This window comes from Streptomyces sp. AgN23 (genome assembly GCF_001598115.1).
GTDB lineage: Bacteria > Actinomycetota > Actinomycetes > Streptomycetales > Streptomycetaceae > Streptomyces > Streptomyces antimycoticus.
The window spans coordinates 2,330,209-2,348,060 of record NZ_CP007153.1 but is presented as its reverse complement, the minus strand read 5'-3'; the positions used below and the strand labels follow the sequence as shown (position 1 = coordinate 2,348,060).

20 protein-coding genes are annotated in these 17,852 nt (G+C 70.1%); 15 read left to right on the top strand and 5 right to left on the bottom strand.

Translation table 11 applies throughout. The features are described 5' to 3' along the window. The first annotated feature begins 3 nt into the window (after positions 1-3). From AS97_RS10165 to AS97_RS10125, 9 genes are all read left to right on the top strand, one after another. Complete coding sequence (locus tag AS97_RS10165; RefSeq protein WP_125761986.1) at positions 4-1,002, top strand: DnaJ C-terminal domain-containing protein; 999 nt, start codon at positions 4-6, stop codon at positions 1,000-1,002. Further along, on the top strand, positions 999-1,367 hold the full coding sequence (locus AS97_RS10160; protein WP_210564742.1) for a chaperone modulator CbpM: 369 nt from the start codon (positions 999-1,001) through the stop codon (positions 1,365-1,367). Before AS97_RS10165 ends, AS97_RS10160 begins: the two co-directional genes overlap by 4 nt. Continuing rightward, positions 1,358-1,507 carry a hypothetical protein gene (locus AS97_RS10155; protein ID WP_210564741.1) on the top strand — a complete coding sequence of 50 codons (150 nt, stop codon included), beginning with the start codon at positions 1,358-1,360 and terminating at the stop codon, positions 1,505-1,507. Before AS97_RS10160 ends, AS97_RS10155 begins: the two co-directional genes overlap by 10 nt. Continuing rightward, positions 1,498-4,161, top strand: a complete 2,664-nt coding sequence (clpB, locus tag AS97_RS10150) for an ATP-dependent chaperone ClpB (RefSeq protein WP_210564740.1) — start codon at positions 1,498-1,500, stop codon at positions 4,159-4,161. Before AS97_RS10155 ends, clpB begins: the two co-directional genes overlap by 10 nt. Positions 4,162-4,167: 6 nt before the next feature. Next, positions 4,168-4,632 carry a thioredoxin gene (trxA, locus tag AS97_RS10145; protein ID WP_059147430.1) on the top strand — a complete coding sequence of 155 codons (465 nt, stop codon included), beginning with the start codon at positions 4,168-4,170 and terminating at the stop codon, positions 4,630-4,632. A gap of 5 nt (positions 4,633-4,637) precedes the next feature. Then, complete coding sequence (locus AS97_RS10140; RefSeq protein WP_059147431.1) at positions 4,638-4,901, top strand: UBP-type zinc finger domain-containing protein; 264 nt, start codon at positions 4,638-4,640, stop codon at positions 4,899-4,901. Next, on the top strand, positions 4,901-6,700 hold the full coding sequence (locus tag AS97_RS10135; RefSeq protein ID WP_210564739.1) for an FAD-dependent oxidoreductase: 1,800 nt from the start codon (positions 4,901-4,903) through the stop codon (positions 6,698-6,700). The genes AS97_RS10140 and AS97_RS10135 overlap by 1 nt, the downstream gene beginning before the upstream one ends. A gap of 22 nt (positions 6,701-6,722) precedes the next feature. After that, positions 6,723-7,220 carry an Hsp20/alpha crystallin family protein gene (locus tag AS97_RS10130; RefSeq protein ID WP_059147433.1) on the top strand — a complete coding sequence of 166 codons (498 nt, stop codon included), beginning with the start codon at positions 6,723-6,725 and terminating at the stop codon, positions 7,218-7,220. A gap of 74 nt (positions 7,221-7,294) precedes the next feature. Then, positions 7,295-7,729: a DUF2267 domain-containing protein gene (locus AS97_RS10125; protein WP_236669985.1), complete on the top strand. Its 435-nt coding sequence runs from the start codon at positions 7,295-7,297 to the stop codon at positions 7,727-7,729. Between the two features lie 47 nt (positions 7,730-7,776). Here the strand turns inward: AS97_RS10125 and AS97_RS10120 are convergent, their stop codons facing one another. Then, entirely contained in the window at positions 7,777-8,226 is a 450-nt protein-coding gene (locus AS97_RS10120) for a DUF1931 family protein (RefSeq protein WP_059147434.1), read from the bottom strand. On the opposite strand from AS97_RS10120, the gene AS97_RS10115 reads away from it, so the two are divergent. The 4 genes from AS97_RS10115 to AS97_RS10105 all read left to right on the top strand — a co-directional run bounded on the left by AS97_RS10115 (position 8,225) and on the right by AS97_RS10105 (position 11,051). Beyond that, entirely contained in the window at positions 8,225-8,365 is a 141-nt protein-coding gene (locus AS97_RS10115; RefSeq protein ID WP_161500466.1) for a hypothetical protein, read from the top strand. The genes AS97_RS10120 and AS97_RS10115 overlap by 2 nt on opposite strands. Before the next feature lie 204 nt (positions 8,366-8,569). Continuing rightward, complete coding sequence (locus tag AS97_RS47170) at positions 8,570-9,049, top strand: hypothetical protein (protein WP_247204312.1); 480 nt, start codon at positions 8,570-8,572, stop codon at positions 9,047-9,049. Beyond that, positions 8,950-10,383 (top strand): amino acid permease, encoded by a 1,434-nt coding sequence (locus AS97_RS10110; RefSeq protein ID WP_247204791.1) that lies wholly within the window; start codon positions 8,950-8,952, stop codon positions 10,381-10,383. Before AS97_RS47170 ends, AS97_RS10110 begins: the two co-directional genes overlap by 100 nt. Further along, positions 10,380-11,051, top strand: coding sequence for a DUF2267 domain-containing protein (locus tag AS97_RS10105; RefSeq protein WP_349017586.1), 672 nt, complete (start codon positions 10,380-10,382; stop codon positions 11,049-11,051). Before AS97_RS10110 ends, AS97_RS10105 begins: the two co-directional genes overlap by 4 nt. Positions 11,052-11,553: 502 nt before the next feature. Here AS97_RS10105 and AS97_RS10100 read toward each other — a convergent pair. The 4 genes from AS97_RS10100 to AS97_RS10085 form a co-directional block, all read right to left on the bottom strand. Next, complete coding sequence (locus AS97_RS10100) at positions 11,554-12,969, bottom strand: mycothione reductase (protein ID WP_210564738.1); 1,416 nt, start codon at positions 12,967-12,969, stop codon at positions 11,554-11,556. A gap of 54 nt (positions 12,970-13,023) precedes the next feature. Beyond that, positions 13,024-13,803, bottom strand: coding sequence for an SDR family oxidoreductase (locus tag AS97_RS10095; protein ID WP_059147437.1), 780 nt, complete (start codon positions 13,801-13,803; stop codon positions 13,024-13,026). A gap of 196 nt (positions 13,804-13,999) precedes the next feature. Continuing rightward, positions 14,000-14,281, bottom strand: a complete 282-nt coding sequence (locus AS97_RS10090) for a hypothetical protein (protein ID WP_059147438.1) — start codon at positions 14,279-14,281, stop codon at positions 14,000-14,002. A 123-nt stretch (positions 14,282-14,404) separates the two neighbouring features. Beyond that, a complete protein-coding gene (locus tag AS97_RS10085) occupies positions 14,405-15,364 on the bottom strand; it encodes a LysR family transcriptional regulator (protein WP_063804980.1) in 960 nt (319 codons plus the stop codon). Positions 15,365-15,575: 211 nt separating this feature from the next. On the opposite strand from AS97_RS10085, the gene AS97_RS10080 reads away from it, so the two are divergent. Beyond that, complete coding sequence (locus AS97_RS10080) at positions 15,576-16,610, top strand: alcohol dehydrogenase catalytic domain-containing protein (protein WP_247204310.1); 1,035 nt, start codon at positions 15,576-15,578, stop codon at positions 16,608-16,610. 72 nt (positions 16,611-16,682) lie between these two features. After that, entirely contained in the window at positions 16,683-17,795 is a 1,113-nt protein-coding gene (locus tag AS97_RS10075) for an NAD(P)/FAD-dependent oxidoreductase (protein WP_210564737.1), read from the top strand. Positions 17,796-17,852: the final 57 nt, after the last annotated feature.

The window sequence follows — 17,852 nt, the reverse complement described above, 5'->3', positions numbered from 1 at the left end:
GCCATGGCACGGGACTACTACGAGGTGCTCGGGGTCTCCCGGGGGGCGAGCCAGGACGAGATCCAGCAGGCGTTCCGCACCCGGGCCCGCCGCCATCACCCGGATGTGAACAAGGACCCGAACGCGGAGGAGCGGTTCAAGGAGCTCAACGACGCCTACAGCGTGCTCTCCGACCCGAAGACCCGTGCCCGTTACGACCGGTTCGGCGAGGACTTCCGCAAGATCCCCGAGGACTGGGAGGAGCGCGTCGGCGCCGGCGCCGGCGCCGGTGGTGTCGGCGGCGGTGTTGGCGGAGGCGGTGGCTTCCGCGGCTGGACGACCTCCGGGGACGGGGACCGGGTCCGGTTCGTCCGTGGCTTCGGCGAGGACGCCGGGGGCGGCGGAGTGGACTTCGAGGACCTGTTCGGCGCGTTCTTCGGCGGCGGCGGGGCGGGGCCGGGCGGCGCGGGCGGCGTCACCATCCCCGGGGCCGATCAGGAGGCGGAGCTGCCGCTCACCGTCGAGGACGCGTACCGCGGCGGGCGGCGCGGCGTCACTCTGGCCGGGGCCTCGGGGCAGCAGCGCACCTTCGAGGTGAACGTCCCGGCAGGGGTCGTCGATGGGCAGCGCATCCGGCTGGCCGGGCAGGGCGGCCGGGGCACCGGTGACGCACCGGCCGGGGATCTGTATCTACGGGTGCGGATCCAGCCCCATCCGCGGTTCCGGCTGGACGGCCGGAACGTTCACGTCCACCTTCCGGTGGCACCGTGGGAGGCCGCGCTCGGCGCGACCGTCCCTGTGCCCACGCCCGGCGGCACCGCCAAGGTGACGGTTCCGCCCGGGTCCTCCAGCGGCCGCCGGCTGCGGCTGCGCGGCGAGGGCATGCCCAACCCCCGCGGTCCGAACGGCGACTTCTACGCCGAGATCCGCGTCATGGTGCCGCCCGAACCCACCGACCGCGAACGGGAGCTGTTCGAGGAGCTGGGCCGCACCTCCTCCTTCGACCCCAGGAGGGAGCGATGAGCACCCACGCACGAGGGACCGTCACGGCCACCCGGTACGCGCCCGTGACGTCCGTCCACTACGAGCTAGTGCCCGCCCGCAGGCTGACCCTGGAGACCGTGGCCAGCCGCACCGGGCTGCACCCCGAACTGATCCGGCGCTTCGTCGCCCTCGGTCTGGTCGACGCCGAGCGCGACGCCGCGGGGCGGCTGGTGTTCGCCCCGGGCGCCCCGGCGGTGCTGGGCCGCGTCGAGCGGCTGCACACCGGACTCTGCCTCAACTACGCCTCCATCGGCCTGGTGCTCGATCTGCTCGACCGCATCGACCGGCTCGAGGCCGCATTGCGCCGCAGTGGCGTGAGGAGTGAACAACTGCCATGGACATGAACCGCCTCACCCAGAAGTCCCAGGAAGCCCTCCAGAACGCCCAGACCACTGCGATGCGGTTCGGGCACACCGAAGTCGACCGGCTCGAGGCCGCATTGCGCCGCAGTGGCGTGAGGAGTGAACAACCGCCATGGACATGAACCGCCTCACCCAGAAGTCCCAGGAAGCCCTCCAGAACGCCCAGACCACTGCGATGCGGTTCGGGCACACCGAAGTCGACGGCGAGCATCTGCTGTTCGCGCTCCTGGACCAGCCGGAGGGTCTGATCCCGCGGCTGATCGGCCAGGTGGGCGCCGACCCGGAGGCGGTGCGCACCCTGCTGGAGGCCGAGCTGGCGCGCAAACCCAGGGTCACCGGCCCGGGGGCCGCACCGGGGCAGGTCTTCATCACCCAGCGGCTGGCCCACCTGCTGGATGCCGCAGAGCGGGAGGCGGGGCGCCTGAAGGATGAGTACGTCTCGGTGGAGCACCTGGTGCTGGCGCTCGCCGAGGAGGGGTCCGCCACCGCGGCGGGGCGGGTGCTGGGGGAGCACGGCGTCACCAAGGAGGCGTTCCTGCACGCGCTCACCCAGGTGCGCGGCAGCCAACGGGTCACCTCCGCCAACCCCGAGGTGGCGTACGAGGCGCTGGAGAAGTACGGCCGGGACCTGGTGCTGGAGGCCCGTGCGGGCAAGCTGGACCCGGTGATCGGCCGGGACGCCGAGATCCGCCGGGTGACCCAGATCCTCAGCCGCAAGACGAAGAACAACCCGGTGCTCATCGGCGACCCCGGCGTCGGCAAGACCGCCATCGTCGAGGGCCTGGCCCAGCGCATCGTCCGCGGCGACGTGCCCGAGGGATTGCGCGACAAGACCGTCTTCGCCCTGGACATGGGCTCCCTGGTGGCCGGCGCGAAGTACCGCGGGGAGTTCGAGGAGCGGCTCAAGGCCGTGCTCACCGAGGTCACCTCCGCCCAGGGGCGGATCCTGCTGTTCATCGACGAGCTGCACACCGTGGTCGGCGCCGGGGCCGCCGAGGGCGCCATGGACGCCGGGAACATGCTCAAGCCGATGCTGGCCCGCGGTGAACTGCACATGATCGGCGCGACCACCCTCGACGAATACCGCAAGCACATCGAGAAGGACGCCGCGCTGGAGCGCCGCTTCCAGATGGTGCTCGTGGACGAGCCGAGCGTGGAGGACACCATCTCCATCCTGCGGGGCCTGCGCGAGCGCCTTGAGGTCTTCCACGGCGTCAAGATCCAGGACACCGCCCTGGTCTCCGCCGCCACCCTCAGCCACCGCTACATCAGCGACCGGTTCCTGCCGGACAAGGCCATCGACCTGGTGGACGAGGCATGCGCCCGGCTGCGTACCGAGATCGACTCCATGCCCGCCGAACTGGACGAGACCACCCGCCGGGTCACCCGGCTGGAGATCGAGGAGGCCGCGCTCTCCAAAGAGACCGACCCGGCCAGCCGGCAACGGCTGGAGGAACTCCGCCGCGAACTGGCCGATCTGCGCGCCGAGGCCGACGCCAAGCACGCCCAGTGGGAGGCCGAGCGGCAGTCCATCCGCCGGGTGCAGGAGCTGCGCCGGGAACTGGAGGAGGTACGCCGCGAGGCCGAGGAGGCCGAGCGCGCCTACGACCTCAACCGCGCCGCCGAACTGCGCTACGGCAGGCTCCAGGAACTGGAACGCAAGCTGGCCGCCGAGGAGGAGCAGCTGGCCGCCAAACAGGGGACGCACCGGCTGCTGCGCGAGGTGGTCACCGAGGAGGAGATCGCCGACATCGTCTCCGCCTGGACCGGCATCCCGGTCTCCCGCCTGCAGGAGGGCGAACGGGAGAAACTGCTGCGCCTGGACCAGATCCTCCAGGAGCGGGTCATCGGCCAGGACGAGGCCGTCAAGCTGGTCACCGACGCCATCATCCGGGCCCGCTCGGGCATCCGGGACCCGCGCCGCCCGATCGGCTCGTTCATCTTCCTCGGCCCCACCGGCGTCGGAAAGACCGAGCTGGCCAAGGCACTGGCCGCCGCGCTCTTCGACACCCAGGAGAACATGATCCGCCTGGACATGAGCGAGTACCAGGAGCGGCACACCGTCAGCCGGCTGGTCGGCGCCCCTCCCGGATACATCGGCTACGAGGAGGGCGGTCAGCTCACCGAGGCGGTGCGGCGCAAGCCGTACTCGGTGGTGCTCTTCGACGAGATCGAGAAGGCGCACACCGATGTCTTCAACACCCTGCTGCAGGTTCTGGACGACGGCCGGATCACCGACGCCCAGGGACGGCTGGTGGACTTCCGCAACACCGTGATCATCATGACTTCCAACATCGGCTCCATGCACCTGCTCGACGGCGTCACCTACGACGGCGAACTCAAACCGGACGCCCGGAGCCTGGTGATGACCGAGCTGCGCGGCCACTTCCGCCCCGAATTCCTCAACCGCGTCGATGACATCGTGCTGTTCAAGCCCCTCGGCGAGCCCCAGATCGAGAAGATCGTGGAACTCCAGTTCAACGAACTGCGCAAGCGGCTGGCCGAGCGCCTGATCGCCGTCGAACTGACCCCCGCCGGCCGCAAGGTGATCGCCCACGAAGGCTACGACCCGGTGTACGGGGCCCGTCCACTGCGCCGCTTCATCTCCCATGAGGTGGAGACCCTCATCGGACGCGCCCTGCTGCGCGGCGATGTCGAGGAAGGCGCCACCGTCAAAGTCGACGCCCAGCACGGCGAACTGCTGATCACCTACGAACAGCCATCGGGCGAGCACCTCGAGGAGCGGGCCCGGCAGGAAGTCGGAGAGGCGGCGTGACCGGCCATGCCAAGCCCAACGATCAAAGCCCGGACCATCAAGTGCCCCACCTGCGGACGCGCGAACAAGATCCCCGCGGCGGCCGAGGGCGCCCCTCGGTGCGGCAACTGCAAGTCGCCGCTGCCGTGGATCGTGGACGCGGACGAGCACGACTTCGCCGAGGTCGCGGAGAAGGCGACGCCCCTCGTCGTCGTGGATCTGTGGGCGACTTGGTGTGGGCCCTGCCGGATGGTCAGCCCCGCACTTGAGCAGGTCGCCACGGAGCTGGCGGGCAAGGTCAAGCTCGTCAAGGTCGACATCGACCGTAATCCGCACCTCGCCCAGCGGTTCGAGGTGCAGGCCGTGCCGACCCTGCTCATCCTGGACAAGGGGGAGCCGGTCGCCCGCCGCGCGGGTGCCGCCCCGGCGGGCACCCTGCGCTCGTGGGTCGAGCAGGTGACGGCGGGCCGGCGGGACAGCAAGAGAGGGTGACGTCCATGGCCATCGAACCCGATCCGCACCTGTCGATGGTGCGCCCGGTCTCCCCGCGCAGCCCCGAGGGGTGTGAGGAGTGCCTGCGCCTGGGGTCCCCCTGGGTCCATCTGCGGCTCTGCCTGACCTGCGGGCACGTGGGATGCTGCGACTCCTCGCCGCTCAAGCACGCGCGCGCCCACGCCTACGCCGAGCAGCACCCCATCGTGGAACCCATGGAGCCGGGCGAGAACTGGCGCTGGTGCTACGCCCACGAGGCGCCGGCCTGATGGCAGGCGACGACCGGCCCCCCGAGGCCGCTCCCGACGAGGCGGTGTCGTTCGAGACCCCGGATCTGTACGGCGCCTACCCCCGGCTGTCGCAAGCCCAGATCGCGTTCCTCGCCGAACACGCGGAGCGCTTCCGGGTCGAGCCGGGCCAGGTGCTGGTCCGGGAGGGGGAGGGGTGTGCGGAGTTCCTGGTCATCCTCAGCGGCTCCATCGAGGTCGTAGAGGCCCACGGCACCCCCGACGAGCGGGTCTTGAGGGTGCACGGGCCGGGGCGCTTCCTCGGCGAGCTGGGGCTGCTCCAGGGACAGGTGGCCTTCTACACCGCCCGGGTCCGTGAGCCCGGGGAGGTGCTGTCCCTTCCGATCGACCGGCTGCGGGTGCTGGTCGGCCGCGATCCGATCCTCGGCGACCTCATCCTCCGCGCTTATCTGGGCCGCCGCGCGCTGCTCGTCGGCGCCGGCGCTGGCTTCCGGATCCTCGGCTCGCGCTACTCACCCGACACCCGGCGGCTGCGCGAGTTCGCGGCCCGCAACCGGCTGCCGCACCGCTGGATCGACCTGGAGGCCGACCAGGAGGCCGAGGCACTGCTGCGCCGCTTCTCCATCCCCCCGGAGGAGACACCGATCGTCATCTGGCGCGATCAGCGGGTGCTGCGCAACCCCAGCAACGCAGAACTGGCGCGGCTCATCGGTCTCTCCCCTCCGTTCACCGAGGAGAGGCGCAGCGATCTGCTCATCGTCGGCTCCGGACCCGCCGGGCTCGCGGCCGCCGTCTACAGCGCCTCTGAAGGACTGACCACCGACCTCATGGACGCGATCGCCACGGGCGGCCAGGCCAGCACCTCGTCTCTCATCGAGAACTACTTCGGCTTTCCGACCGGGATCTCCGGTTCCGACCTCGCCGCACGAGGCGAGCTCCAGGCGCGCAAGTTCGAGGCCCGGGTCTGGGTTCCCGCGGAGGCCACCTCGCTCAAGCCCGAGGAGGGTGCCTACCGCATCACCTTCGCCGAGCGCGGCGATGTGGTGGCCCACACCGTCGTGCTGGCAACGGGCGCCTGGTACCGCAGGCTCGAAGTGCCCGGCATCGAACGGGTGGAGCGGACGAGCGTCTACTATGCGGCGACCGTGTACGAGGCGCAGCAGTGCAGCGCGGATCCGGTCGCGGTGGTCGGCGGCGGTAACTCCGCGGGCCAGGCCGTCCTCTTCCTCGCACAGCGCGTCCCGCGCGTGCATCTGCTGATCCGGGGCCCGGACCTCGGCGCCAAGATGTCCCGTTACCTCGTCGACCAGATCGAACGTCATCCACGAGTGAATGTGCTGCTGAACAGCGAGGTGCGCGGGGTGGTGGAGGGCGACGATGTCCTGCGGGCCATCGTGGTGGAGAACAACCGTACGGGGGAGCGCCGCAATCTGGTCGTGCGCGCGATGTTCGTCTTCATCGGGACCCGGCCCCGTACGGCGTGGCTCGGCGACGTGGTCGCCCTGGACGACCGGGGCTTCGTGCTCACCGGCGCCTCGGCGCAGGCCCGCGCGAGTGGCACGGTCTGGGAGGGCCAGGGCCGTACCTGTCTGGGGCTGGAGACCAGCCTGCCCGGGGTCTTCGCCGCGGGCGATGTGCGCAGTGGCTCCGTCAAGCGGGTGGCCTCCGCCGCCGGCGAAGGGGCGATGGCCGTCCACCAGGTCCATGAGCACCTCGGCCACACCACCGTCGACGTCGCGCGCCACCCCGATGACCCAGAAGCTCCGTCCGGTCGGTTCGCCGAGCCGGGCGGTGGTCGCAACACATCCCCTGCCAACTAACCGACACCGGAGGTGACGGACGATGAACATGCCGGTTCGCCGACAGCAGCGAGGCCAGGGAACGGTGGAGCGTCCCAGGGCCTGGGCGCGCAATCCGCTTCTGGAATTCGACGACCTCATCAACCAGATGGGCGGTCTGCTCGAATCCACGTTCGGAAGCACGGCTCCCGCCATAACGGCGTGGACGCCGTCCGCCGATGTGACCGAAGCCGACGACGCCTATCACATAGAGCTCGAGCTCCCCGGCGTGGACCGCAAGGACGTCGACATCGAGGTCAATGGTCAGGAGCTGGCCGTCACGGGGGAGATCAAGGAACGGGAGCGCAAAGGCATCATGCGGCACAGCAGTCGCCGTACCGGTCGCTTCGAGTACCGGTTGCTGCTTCCGAGCGAAGTGAACACCGAAGACGTCGCGGCGAGCATGTCCAGCGGCGTGCTCACGATCACCGTCCCCAAGGCGGCGACCGCCAAGCCCCGTCACATCGAGATAACCGAGAGCAGCGAACGCCAGGGCGGCTGAGACCGCCGGGATCCGGCTTTCTCCCGCGGCGGCCCCGCTCCGCCGGGTGCCGCCGCGGGCATCGGAAGGGCTACATGATGGTTGCGGCAGGCTTTTCCTCGTTCGACACCATGGTCGACAAGGCCAACCACGTCCTGAAGGAGATCGAGCACGCCTATGGGTGGCCCAAGGAGCGCCGGAAGCAGTCGTACGCCGCTCTGCGCGCGGTCCTGCACCACCTGCGGGACCGGCTGTCGGTCGATGAGGCCGTGCACTTCGGAGCACAGCTTCCGACCTTGCTGCGCGGCGTCTACTACGACGGGTGGAAGCCCGCGGAGACGCCCGTGAAATTGAACAGCGAGGAATTCTTCCGGCGGGTCCGGCACGACTTTCCGTACGCGATCGAGGGCGATACCGAGCAACTGGTGCGCACGGTCCTGCATGTCCTCGAACACCACATCAGCGAGGGCGAGTGGAAGGACCTCAAGGCGCGTATGCCCGCCTCGATGTCCGCGGTCATGCCCTCCTAGCCGGTCCGGCGGCCACCGCATCGCTCTCGGCATTCACAACCCCGGTGTCACAGCAGGAGATTGAAGAGCGGCCAGACCGTCTCCCAGTGCTTGGTCTGCGGGTTCTTCAGGTCCGGGTAGATGATCTTGAATGCTTTGGCGAGCGCCAGACTGAGCCCGCCGACGATTTCCGGCAACCTCGCCTCCGTCGCGTCGTCGGGCGCGCGGTCCAGCGGCGGGTGCCTGACGAGCTGATCGAGGATGGGCTTCAACTCGATCTCGTGGTCGAGGTCCCGGAAGCGGTGGATGTTCTCCTGTAGCCCCTTGGTGATCGGCAGATCCCACGGCACGATCACGTCCCGGGCATTGGCCTTCGCGACCGCCTCGGCGATGAGCAGCAGATCGTAGACTTTGGCGTCCACGAAGTCGCTGTAGCGCTTGAGGTCGTTCTTGTCGACATCAAGTCCCGCCGCCACCCGGAAGAACCGCTCGAACCTGGGCACGGACATCACCGTCATGGTCACCAACCTCCAGTCGTCCGGCGCCGGGCCCAACCCGGTGCGCCTCGTCAGCGCCACCCTCGCTCGCCGGATGCGCGACCGCATGGGCCCCCAGGAACCAATCGAACGGCCCGGCCTGCTGCCGACAGGTCGGTGACCGCGCCAGGTCATGCTATGGGCGCGGCTCCCGCCGCCGCGGCGACACTCGGGGAGCGCCGTGAGGAGTACTCGGTCAGGTCAGCGGAGCCACGGAGGCGGCGGACAAGTGGCGGCTGCTCGGGCATGCCTCAGGCAGCCGGGCGCCACGGCAGGGCACACTGTCGCGGAACGGCCCCCCGACAACCCCGCCCCGAGGTTCCCCATGGCGTTCGGACTGGCACACCGCGCGTTGCGGCCGCGGGTACCTTTGCGCCACGGGGAGGGCGACAAGCACCATCTCACCAGCCTTGAGGGACTGGCCGCGCTCTCCCTGGACGCGCTGAGCTCGGTCGCGTACGGCCCCGAGGCCATCGTGGTCGTCCTGGTCGCCGCCGGCACCGGGGCCCTAACCGCCACGCTGCCCATCACTGTCGTCATCACCATCCTGCTCACCGTGCTGGTGATCTCCTACCGCCAGGTGATCGCCGTCCATCCGGACGGCGGCGGCGCCTACGCGGTGGCGAAGAAGAGCCTCGGGCAACGGGTGAGCCTGCTCGCCGCGGCGAGCCTGACCATCGCTACGTCCTCACCGTCGCCGTCAGCCTGGCCGCCGGCGCCGCCAGCCTCGCCTCCGCCTTCCCGATCCTCTCCTCGCATCTGCTCGCCGTCTGCCTGGTGCTGCTCGCCCTGCTCACGGCCGTGAACCTCTGGGGAGTGGCCGAGAGTGCCCGGGTGCTGATGTTGCCGACGGTGCTGTTCATCGTCAGCATGCTCGGCATCGTCGTCATGGGGATCCTGCGCTCGCACCCCGCCGCCGTCGTCGGCGCCGCCCATCCCGTTAGGACCACCGAGGCGCTGGGCGTCCTGCTGATCCTCAAAGCGTTCTCCTCGGGCTGTTCCGCCCTGACCGGGGTGGAGGCCATCGCCAACGGCGTGCCGATGTTCCGCGAGCCGCGCATCAAGCGGGCCCAGCACACCGAGCTGATGCTCGGCATGCTCCTCGGAATGATGCTGCTCGGGATGGCGTATCTGATCCGCCGCGACCGTGTGGCGCCGCGCGGCGGTGTGACGGTCCTCGCCCAGCTCGCCGCCGGGTCGTACGGAACCGGATGGGAGTACTACGCGACCAACCTCATCGTCACCCTTGTTCTCGCGCTCGCCGCCAACACCAGCTTCGGCGGCCTCCCGGTCCTGATGAGCCTGCTGGCGCGGGATGACCGGCTGCCCCACCTGTTCGGGCTGCGCGCGGAGCGGCCGGTGTACCGGTACGGAGTGGTGGCGGTGGCGCTGCTGTCGGCCCTGCTGCTCATCGCGGTGGGGGGCGAGACCCATCGGTTGATCCCGCTGTTCGCCATCGGGGTGTTCACCGGCTTCACCATCAGCCAGGTCGGGCTGGTACGGCACTGGGCGACCGAGCAGCCGGAAGGGTGGCTGCGCCGGGCGATGATCAACGGCCTGGGGGCCGTACTGACCACTGGGGCCGGTCTGGTCCTGCTGACCACCAAGTTCCTCGAAGGGGCCTGGGTGGTCCTCGTCACGGTGCCGCTGCTGATGCTGCTGTTCACCCGCGTCCAGCGCTATTACGCGACGGCCGGTGAGGAACTCGGGCTCGGACGGATCCCGCCGCCACCGGTGCGCACCATGAGCCTGGTCATCGTTCCGCTCGGCGAGGTCAGCAGGCTCGCGCAGCGCGCGCTGACGGCGGCGCTCGCCCTGGGCGACGAGGTCGTGGCGGTCAGCGTCCAGGCCGAGCCCGAGAAGGCGCGGGCGCTGCGGGACACCTGGGAGCGCTGGAATCCCGGGGTGCGCCTGGAGATCATCGACAGCCCGCACCGCTCCCTGGTGCAGCCGATGGTCGCGTATGTGCGGCGCGAGGCCGGGGGCGGCCGGGAGATCGCCGTTCTCATCCCCGAGGTCGAGCCCCGGCACCGGCGCTACAAGATCCTCCAGAACCAGCGCGGACTGCTGCTGGCCACGGTCCTCAGGGCGCGCACCGATGTCGTCGTCTGCATGATGCCGTACGGCCTGAGCGTGTGAGCGGGGCCCGCTCGGCGGGGCTAGTGGTACCGCGCGTGGCGGGTGGCCGCGGGGCAAGGCGGAGGGTGACGTCCTCGACTCCGGCAAGGAGGCCCGCATGGACGAAAGGGAGTTCTTCCAGACGGTGGCGGACCATACCCAGCTCTCGGGGCAGGAAGCGGCCGACCTCACCCCGCGCCACTCTCGAGGTGCTGGCGCTTCGGCTGAGCGACGGCGAGGCCCGCGATCTCGCCCTGGAGCTTCCGGAACCCCTTCGGGAATATCCTTACCGGGGGCGGCGGGAGATGGAGCTCCCCGACCCCGAGGAGTCGATCCCCAGGGTGCACGAGCGCACCGGACCGTCCATGGCGGAAGCCGACCGAGAGGTCCGGACCGTCCTCGCCACGCTGCGGGAGGCCGTGTCCCAGGAGGAGCATTGGCACGCCACGTCCCAGCTCGGCAACGAGTACGCGAGGACGGCGGAGACCACGAGCCGACGGCGGGGCGCGGGCCGTTCCTCCAGGTTCAGCCGGCACGTGCCGACCAGGATGAACGCGTGGCGGATCCGGGCGTGGTCCTCCAGCCGGATCCGGGTGGACAGGCTGTTGTGGGAGGACAGGTCGTCGGTGACGACCCAGATCTCGCCGGTCGGGTTGGCGTCCTCGACCTGTTGCAGGAACTGCTGGTAGAAGACGCTGTTGCGGGAGGAAGCGGTCATGGTGATCTGCTGGCCGTCCCGGACGCGCAAGGCCGTAGACCCCAGGTTTTCTCAGGCCCACGGCTGTAATCGAGCTCTGCTTTGATGCAGTGCCGTCCGGTGACCAGCCCGGTGCGGGCGGGAAGGCCCGGGGGATCACCGGCCCCAGCTCGTCGGCGCAGATGACCGTCGAGCCCTCGGGTGGCTGGGTGTAGAGGCCGATGATCCGCGTCCTTTTCCCGCGAAGTCCGGGTCCTTCGAGGGAGTCCAGGAGCGGGCGCGGCGCCAGCCGGTCTCGGGACCACGGCGTACACCTCAGTACGACCACCTTCGACCCGGGTCGGCGTCGGCTCCGCCCCGAGCGTTGCCGTCCTTCATTCAAGATCAGCAGCTGATCGAGGACACATGGGCGACATGATCGGCTCGGGACTGCACCGGCTGCACCGGTGACGCTGGTCTTGCGCGGGGCAGGTGCGCAAGACCAGCGTCGCACGTCAGTCGAGCGGGAGGTTGTTGAGTGCTCCCTGGACGACCTCGGGCATGCCCGGGTGGATCCAGTACTGGCCGCGCGCCACGGAGCGGGCGTCCTGGCCGAGCGACATCGCCTGGATCAGCGGCTGGATCAGGGTAGGCGCCTGCGGGCCCATGATGTGCGCTCCCAGCAGCTTCCCGGTGGCAGGGTCGGCCAGCACCTTGGCGAAGCCCGTGGTGTCCTCCATCGCCCAGCCGTACGCGGTGTCGAAGTAGTCGGTCCGGCCCACCACGTAGGGCGTACCGGTCTCCTTCGCCTCCTGCTCGGTCAGCCCCACGGTGGCGATCTGCGGGGAGGAGAACACCGCGTGCGGAACGTAGCGATGGTCGGTGGCGATCAGGTTGTCCGGGTGGAGGACGTTGTGCATCACCGTCTGCGCCTCGGCGTTCGCCACATGCTTGAGCATCCACTTCGAGGAGACATCGCCCAGCGCCCATACGCCGGGCACCGAGGTGGCCTGCTGCTCGTCGACCGCGATCCGGCCGTCGGGATGCGTGGCCAGGCCGCCGGCCGCCGCGTCCACCAGATCGGAGTTGGGGCGCCGACCGATCGCCATCAGCACCTCGTCGACCTCGGCCTCTTCCGCACCCTGCGGGCCTTCGAGGTTCAGCACGATCCCGTCGTCGCTGCGCCGGGCGCTCACCATCTTTCGGCCCAGGCGGACGTCCCACTGCTGCTTCGCCAGTTCGGTGAAGCGCTGCGCGATCTCCGCATCCTCACGGGCCAGGAGCTGGTCGAGCATCTCCACCACGGTGACCTCGACACCGAGCGACGAGAACACGTGCGCGAGCTCGGTGGCCACGAAGCCACCGCCCACCACGGCCATCCGGCGCGGCAGCCGCTCCATGATGCGGACATCGTCACTGGTACGGAAGCCGACCTCGGCCAGCCCCGGAATCGGCGGCACCACCGGACGGCTGCCCGCCGCCACCACGACCTGGTCGGCGGTGAGTTCGACCGTTCCTTCCGCGGTCTCCACCTCAAGGCGGCGCTCACCAGTGAAGCGGGCGGTGCCCTCGTAGTGGACGGTGACGTTGGCACGCTTCTCGTGGCCGTCCAGCCACCAGGCGGACACCGGGTCGATATGCCTGTTAAGGCGGTCCATGGCGGCCGTCCAGTCGACACCGCGCAGCTCCAGGTCCACACCCAGATGGGCGCCGTGCCGGGCGGCACGCGCCGTGTCGGCGGTGTGGACCAGCATCTTCGTGGGAACGCAGCCGACGTTGAGGCAGGTGCCCACGTACTTCCGCAGCGGCCCGACGCCCTTGTCGACGATGGCCACCTTCAGCCCGTCGAACCGCTCGTCGAGTACGCCGACGCCCGATCCGGCGCCGATGACGACCAGGTCGAAGTGGCCGCCTCCCGTGGGGGTGTTCATGTCTGCTCCGTTCTCTGCGTGTGCTGGGGGCGTTTCCGTCCCGGGGACGGGTTGTCAGTTGCGGCCGGCCATGACGCCGCCGTCGACGTCCCAGACCGCGCCGGTGACCCAGTCGGTCTGGGCAGAGAGCAGGAACACCACGGTGGCGGCGATGTCGTCGGGAGTGCCGGTGCGGCCCAGCGGGTGGAAGGAGTTGAAGCCGTCCAGGGCGCTGTCCATCTCGGCCTTGGGGATGAACTCCTCGTAGATGGGGGTGCGGACGACCGCCGGGGCGACGGCGTTGGCGCGGATGCCGTACGGCGCCAGCTCCATGCCCAGGTGCTGGGTGAGGGAGTGCAGACCGGCCTTGGCCATGGAGTAGGCGGAGGACGGCGTCGCGGCGACGGCCTGGTGGGCCCACATGGAGCCGACGTTGACGATGGAGCCCTTGGTGCCGCGCTCGACCATGTTCGCGGCGACGGTCTGGGTGATGAGGAAGAAGGCGCGGTTGATGGCCTGGTAGCGGTCGTAGTCCTCGGGCGTGTGCTCCAGGAACGGCTTGGGGGCGAACACGCCGGCCGCGTTGACCAGGAGGCTCGCGTCGGCGTAGTCCCGGGACAGCTCGGCGCGCAGGCGCTCGACGGCCTCGGGGTCGTTCAGGTCGGCGGCGAGGCCGCTTGCGTTCGGGCTGGACAGTTCGGCTACAGCCTTTACCGCGCTGGCCTCGGAGCGGCCGGTGACGACGACGCTGCCGCCGGCGTCCAGGATGTGCCGGGCGATGGACAGGCCCATGCCGCTGGTGCCGCCGATGATGACGGCCTTCTTGCCGGTGAGGTCGATGGTGGTGCGGGACATGCTGGTGCTCCTGGTGCGAGGCGGGTGTGAGGGTGTTACGCCCTGGACGACCCCAGAACATACCTGTACCGGGGCAAATTGCCGCTTGGGTGCCGGGAATGCCTCATGAGGCGAGTGGCCGTGGGGCTGAGGGAGAGGGAGGCGGTGGGATGGGCGGCGAGCCGCCGCGTGAGGTGCGGCGGCCCGTCCGGGACCGTCAGACGGTGTCGTAGATCCGGACCTCGGGGTCGGCGGCCAGCAGCGGTGCCAGGCCGCCGACGACGTCCTGCTTGAACAGGGTGCTGTCGAGATAGGCGCGGGCTTCGGCGACGGTGGTGAAGCCGTGCAGCACCTGGACGTCCACGTCGCGCACGAGCAGTTCCTTGGACTCGGCGCCCGAAACGGTATCGAGGAACGGCTGCTTGTACTTCTGGTACACGCCGGCCGCCGCGACGCGGTTTTCCGCTGCCACCTTCAGCGTGATTTCCAGGTAAGCCATGACCCATCCTTTCGTCGGCATTGCCGCAGGAATTTCCGCGGGCGATTCGGATGAGTCAAAAGTAGGTCGCCGCGACGGCGTCCGGTAGAGGATCTTCAGTGATGCCGCTATAACGAGCTTGCATTACTCGGAAGGCGCGCCCGGCGAGACGTCTGCCGCCTGCCCCGAAGGGGCATCGCCGCCGGGCTCGGGGTAGGGCCCCAGGCAACCGGCGGAGTCGGCGAGGCAGCCGACGAATTCCTCCAGATCGGCGCCGAGCGGGTTGTCGCGCCCCCAGACGGACTCGTAGGACATCTCCACGGGAACCCCGCCCCGCACCAGGGGACGGCAGTTCGCGTGTTCTTGCATCACTTTGGATTGAGGGAGCAGGGCCGCGCCCACGCCGAGGCGCGCCCACTCGTCCAGCACCCGATAGTTGGAGGCCTCGCCCGGATAGGTCCGAAGCGGCAGGTCGTTGTCCCGGAACAGCTGCGTGGTGAAGGTGGTCAGGCCGCAGCTGTTGGGCACGAGGATGAAGTCGGCTCCGGCGGCATCGGTCAGCTCCACGGGGCCATCGGTGCCGGGAGCGACGGCCGGGTCGATGACGACGACGGGCTCGGTGAAGATGGTGTGGTGCCGGTAGGCGGGCATGGCCTCCACCTCGGGCACCAGCAGCACGTCCAGTTCGCCGTCCTTGAGGGCGGTGCGCAACAGGTCCAGGTCGGCCTCGCGCAGCACCAGGTCACGCGGGTGGGTCAGGCCGCGGGCGGCGTTGAAGGCGCAGCCCACCAGATCCGCGCCGATGAGCGGCGAGACGCCCATGCGGATCGCCCCGGCGGCCGGGCTGGTGAGCCGCCGCGCCTCGGTCGTGACCGAGTCCAGCGTCTCCAGGGCCCGGTCGATCAGCGGCAGCACACGCGCGCCGTGCACCGTAGGTTTGACGCCGCGCGGCGAGCGGTCGAACAGCTTGATCCCGAGTTCCTCCTCCAGGCGGGCCACCCCGTTCGACAGCGCCGGCTGCGTGACGCCGTAGTCGCGTGCCGCGGCGCTGAACGACTTGGTCCGGGACACGGCTTGCGCGTACCTCAGCCCTTCGATGTTCATCGTGAATCCCTCTCGGCTACAGCCTCAGGTTATAGCCGTATTCATGATCGTCGTCTACCGGATGCCGGGCATCCGTCCTACGGTTGGCGAAGCGCGCTCCGCCGACGCGACCGGGCAGGTGATTTCCGCGCATTGTTATCGCCCGGTGAGTTCACAGTACCCGGAAAATCCGCTTGGGAATGCCCCCTCATTTCTGTCAGGAGTGATTGCCGTGTCCGAGACCGACCGCCAGGTACACAGTGCCGCTCAGGTGACCGTGCCCGGAGGGCCGGTGCACCTCGCCCCGGTCCAGCCCCGAGAGCCGGGCCCCGGCGAGGTGCGCCTCGACGTCAGGGCGTTTGGTATCTGCGGGGCGGATGCCGGTATGGCCGCGAACCCCACGCCCGCGTACGGCTTCCCGATCACCCCTGGGCACGAGGTGGCCGGAGTCGTCGCCGAGGTCGGCGAGGGAGTGGCGGGCTGGAGGGTCGGCGAGCGGGCCGGGGTCGGCTGGTTCGGCGGCTCCTGCGGACGCTGCACTGCCTGCCGGTCGGGCGACGTGGTCCACTGCGCCGAGCGGCAGATCCCCGGCCTCACCTACCCGGGCGGCTGGGCCACCACCATCACCGTCCCCGCCGCTGCCCTCGTCCGCATCCCCGACGGGCTCTCCTTCGAGGAGGCCGCACCGTTCGGGTGCGCGGGCGTGACGACCTTCAACGCGCTGCGGCACAGCGGGGCCGAGCCCGGCGAACTGGTCGCCGTCCTCGGTATCGGTGGCCTGGGTCACTTCGCGCTGCAGTTCGCCGCTGCGGCGGGCTTCGAGACGGTCGCCATCGGCCGCGGTGAGGACAAGCGGCACACTGCGCTCGACCTCGGCGCACACCACTACATCGACGCCTCCGCCGAGGACGCTGGCAAGGCGCTGCGCGCCCTGGGCGGCGCCCGGCTGGTGCTGTCCACGGCCTCCAGCAGCAAGCCGCTGGCCGGACTCATCGACGGCCTCACGCCGCACGGACGGCTCACCGTCGTCGGCTTCGACGGCACCCCGCTCGACCTCCCGCTGGACAAGCTGGTGATGCACGCCCGGCACGTCACCGGACATGTCACCGGCAGCCCCGTCGACACGGAGCAGGCCATGCGCTTCGCCCTGGCCAGTGGCGTACGACCGCAAGTGCAGACCGCGCCGCTGAAGCAGGCGGCCGAGGCGCTGAAGACCCAGCAGGCCGGACAGGCCCGCTTCCGCATGGTCCTCACTACCGACGGCTGACAGTCCCTCCCCTCACCATCCCCGAGCAGTACCGGGCCGGTGCCACCGGCCTGATCAGGAAAGGATTCGCGCATGGCGCACAGCACAAGCCGGTCCGTCGTCGTGATCGGGGCAGGTGCGTCGGGCCTCGCCGCAGCGAGCACTCTCACACAGGCCGGCCACGACGTCGTCGTCCTGGAGGCGCGCGAGCGGATCGGGGGCCGCCTGCTGAGCGCCCCGGCCACACCGGAAGGCTCCCTCGATCTCGGGGCCACCTGGTTCTGGGACGACGAGCGGCACGTCCGCGCCCTGCTCGCGGACTCCGCGCTCGGCAGCTTCCCGCAGCACACCACCGGCGACGCCGTCTACCAGGACGCGAGCGGCGTACAGCGCCTCGCGGGCAACCCGATCGATGCCCGCGCCAATCGCTTCACCACCAGCGCCGCGTCCCTTACCGACGTACTGGCCGCCTCACTGCCCTCCGGCACCCTCCGCCTCGGCACCCCGGTCACCGCGATCCGGACCACCCCGTCCGGCATCAGCGTGCGCACCCCCGACTCCGTCATCGAGGCCGAGCACGTCGTCCTCGCCGTACCGCCGTCCCTCGCCCTGGACCGTATCGACTTCGGCGGACAACTGGCCGCCGACCTCGTCCGCGTAGCCGAGCAGACCCCGGTCTGGATGGGCGCCGTGGTGAAGGTCGTCGCCGAGTATCCCGAGGCGTTCTGGCGCCGGGACGGCCTGGCCGGTGCCGCCTTCAGCCGCACCGGCCCGCTGCAGGAAATCCACGACATGTCCGGCCCCGACGGACAGCCGGCCGCCCTGTTCGGTTTCGCCCACCCGAGCACGGCCCGCAACGGCGGTTCCGACTTCCGCGCCGCCGTCACCGGGCATCTGACGCAGCTCTTCGGCCCACAGGCCGCTCAGCCCCTCGCCCTGCACGTCCAGGACTGGAGCGCCGAGCAGTGGACGTCCCCCGCGCAGGTGGCACAACTGGGCGACTACTCCCTCTTCGGCCACCGCCTCTACCAGCGCCCCGCCCTGGACGGGCGGCTCCACTGGGCCTCCACCGAGACCGCCCGCAGCTACGCCGGCCATATCGACGGAGCACTGCTGGGCGGCGAACGCGCCGCCCAGGCCATCCTCCATGCCCTGCCCGACCCGAATGAGGAGCCCACGCCGGCGGAGCCCTCCCTCTCCGCCTGAACACCTCACTGCAGACCCCGGCCCTCGGAGGCAACCCCCGTGTATGAGGTAGATGCC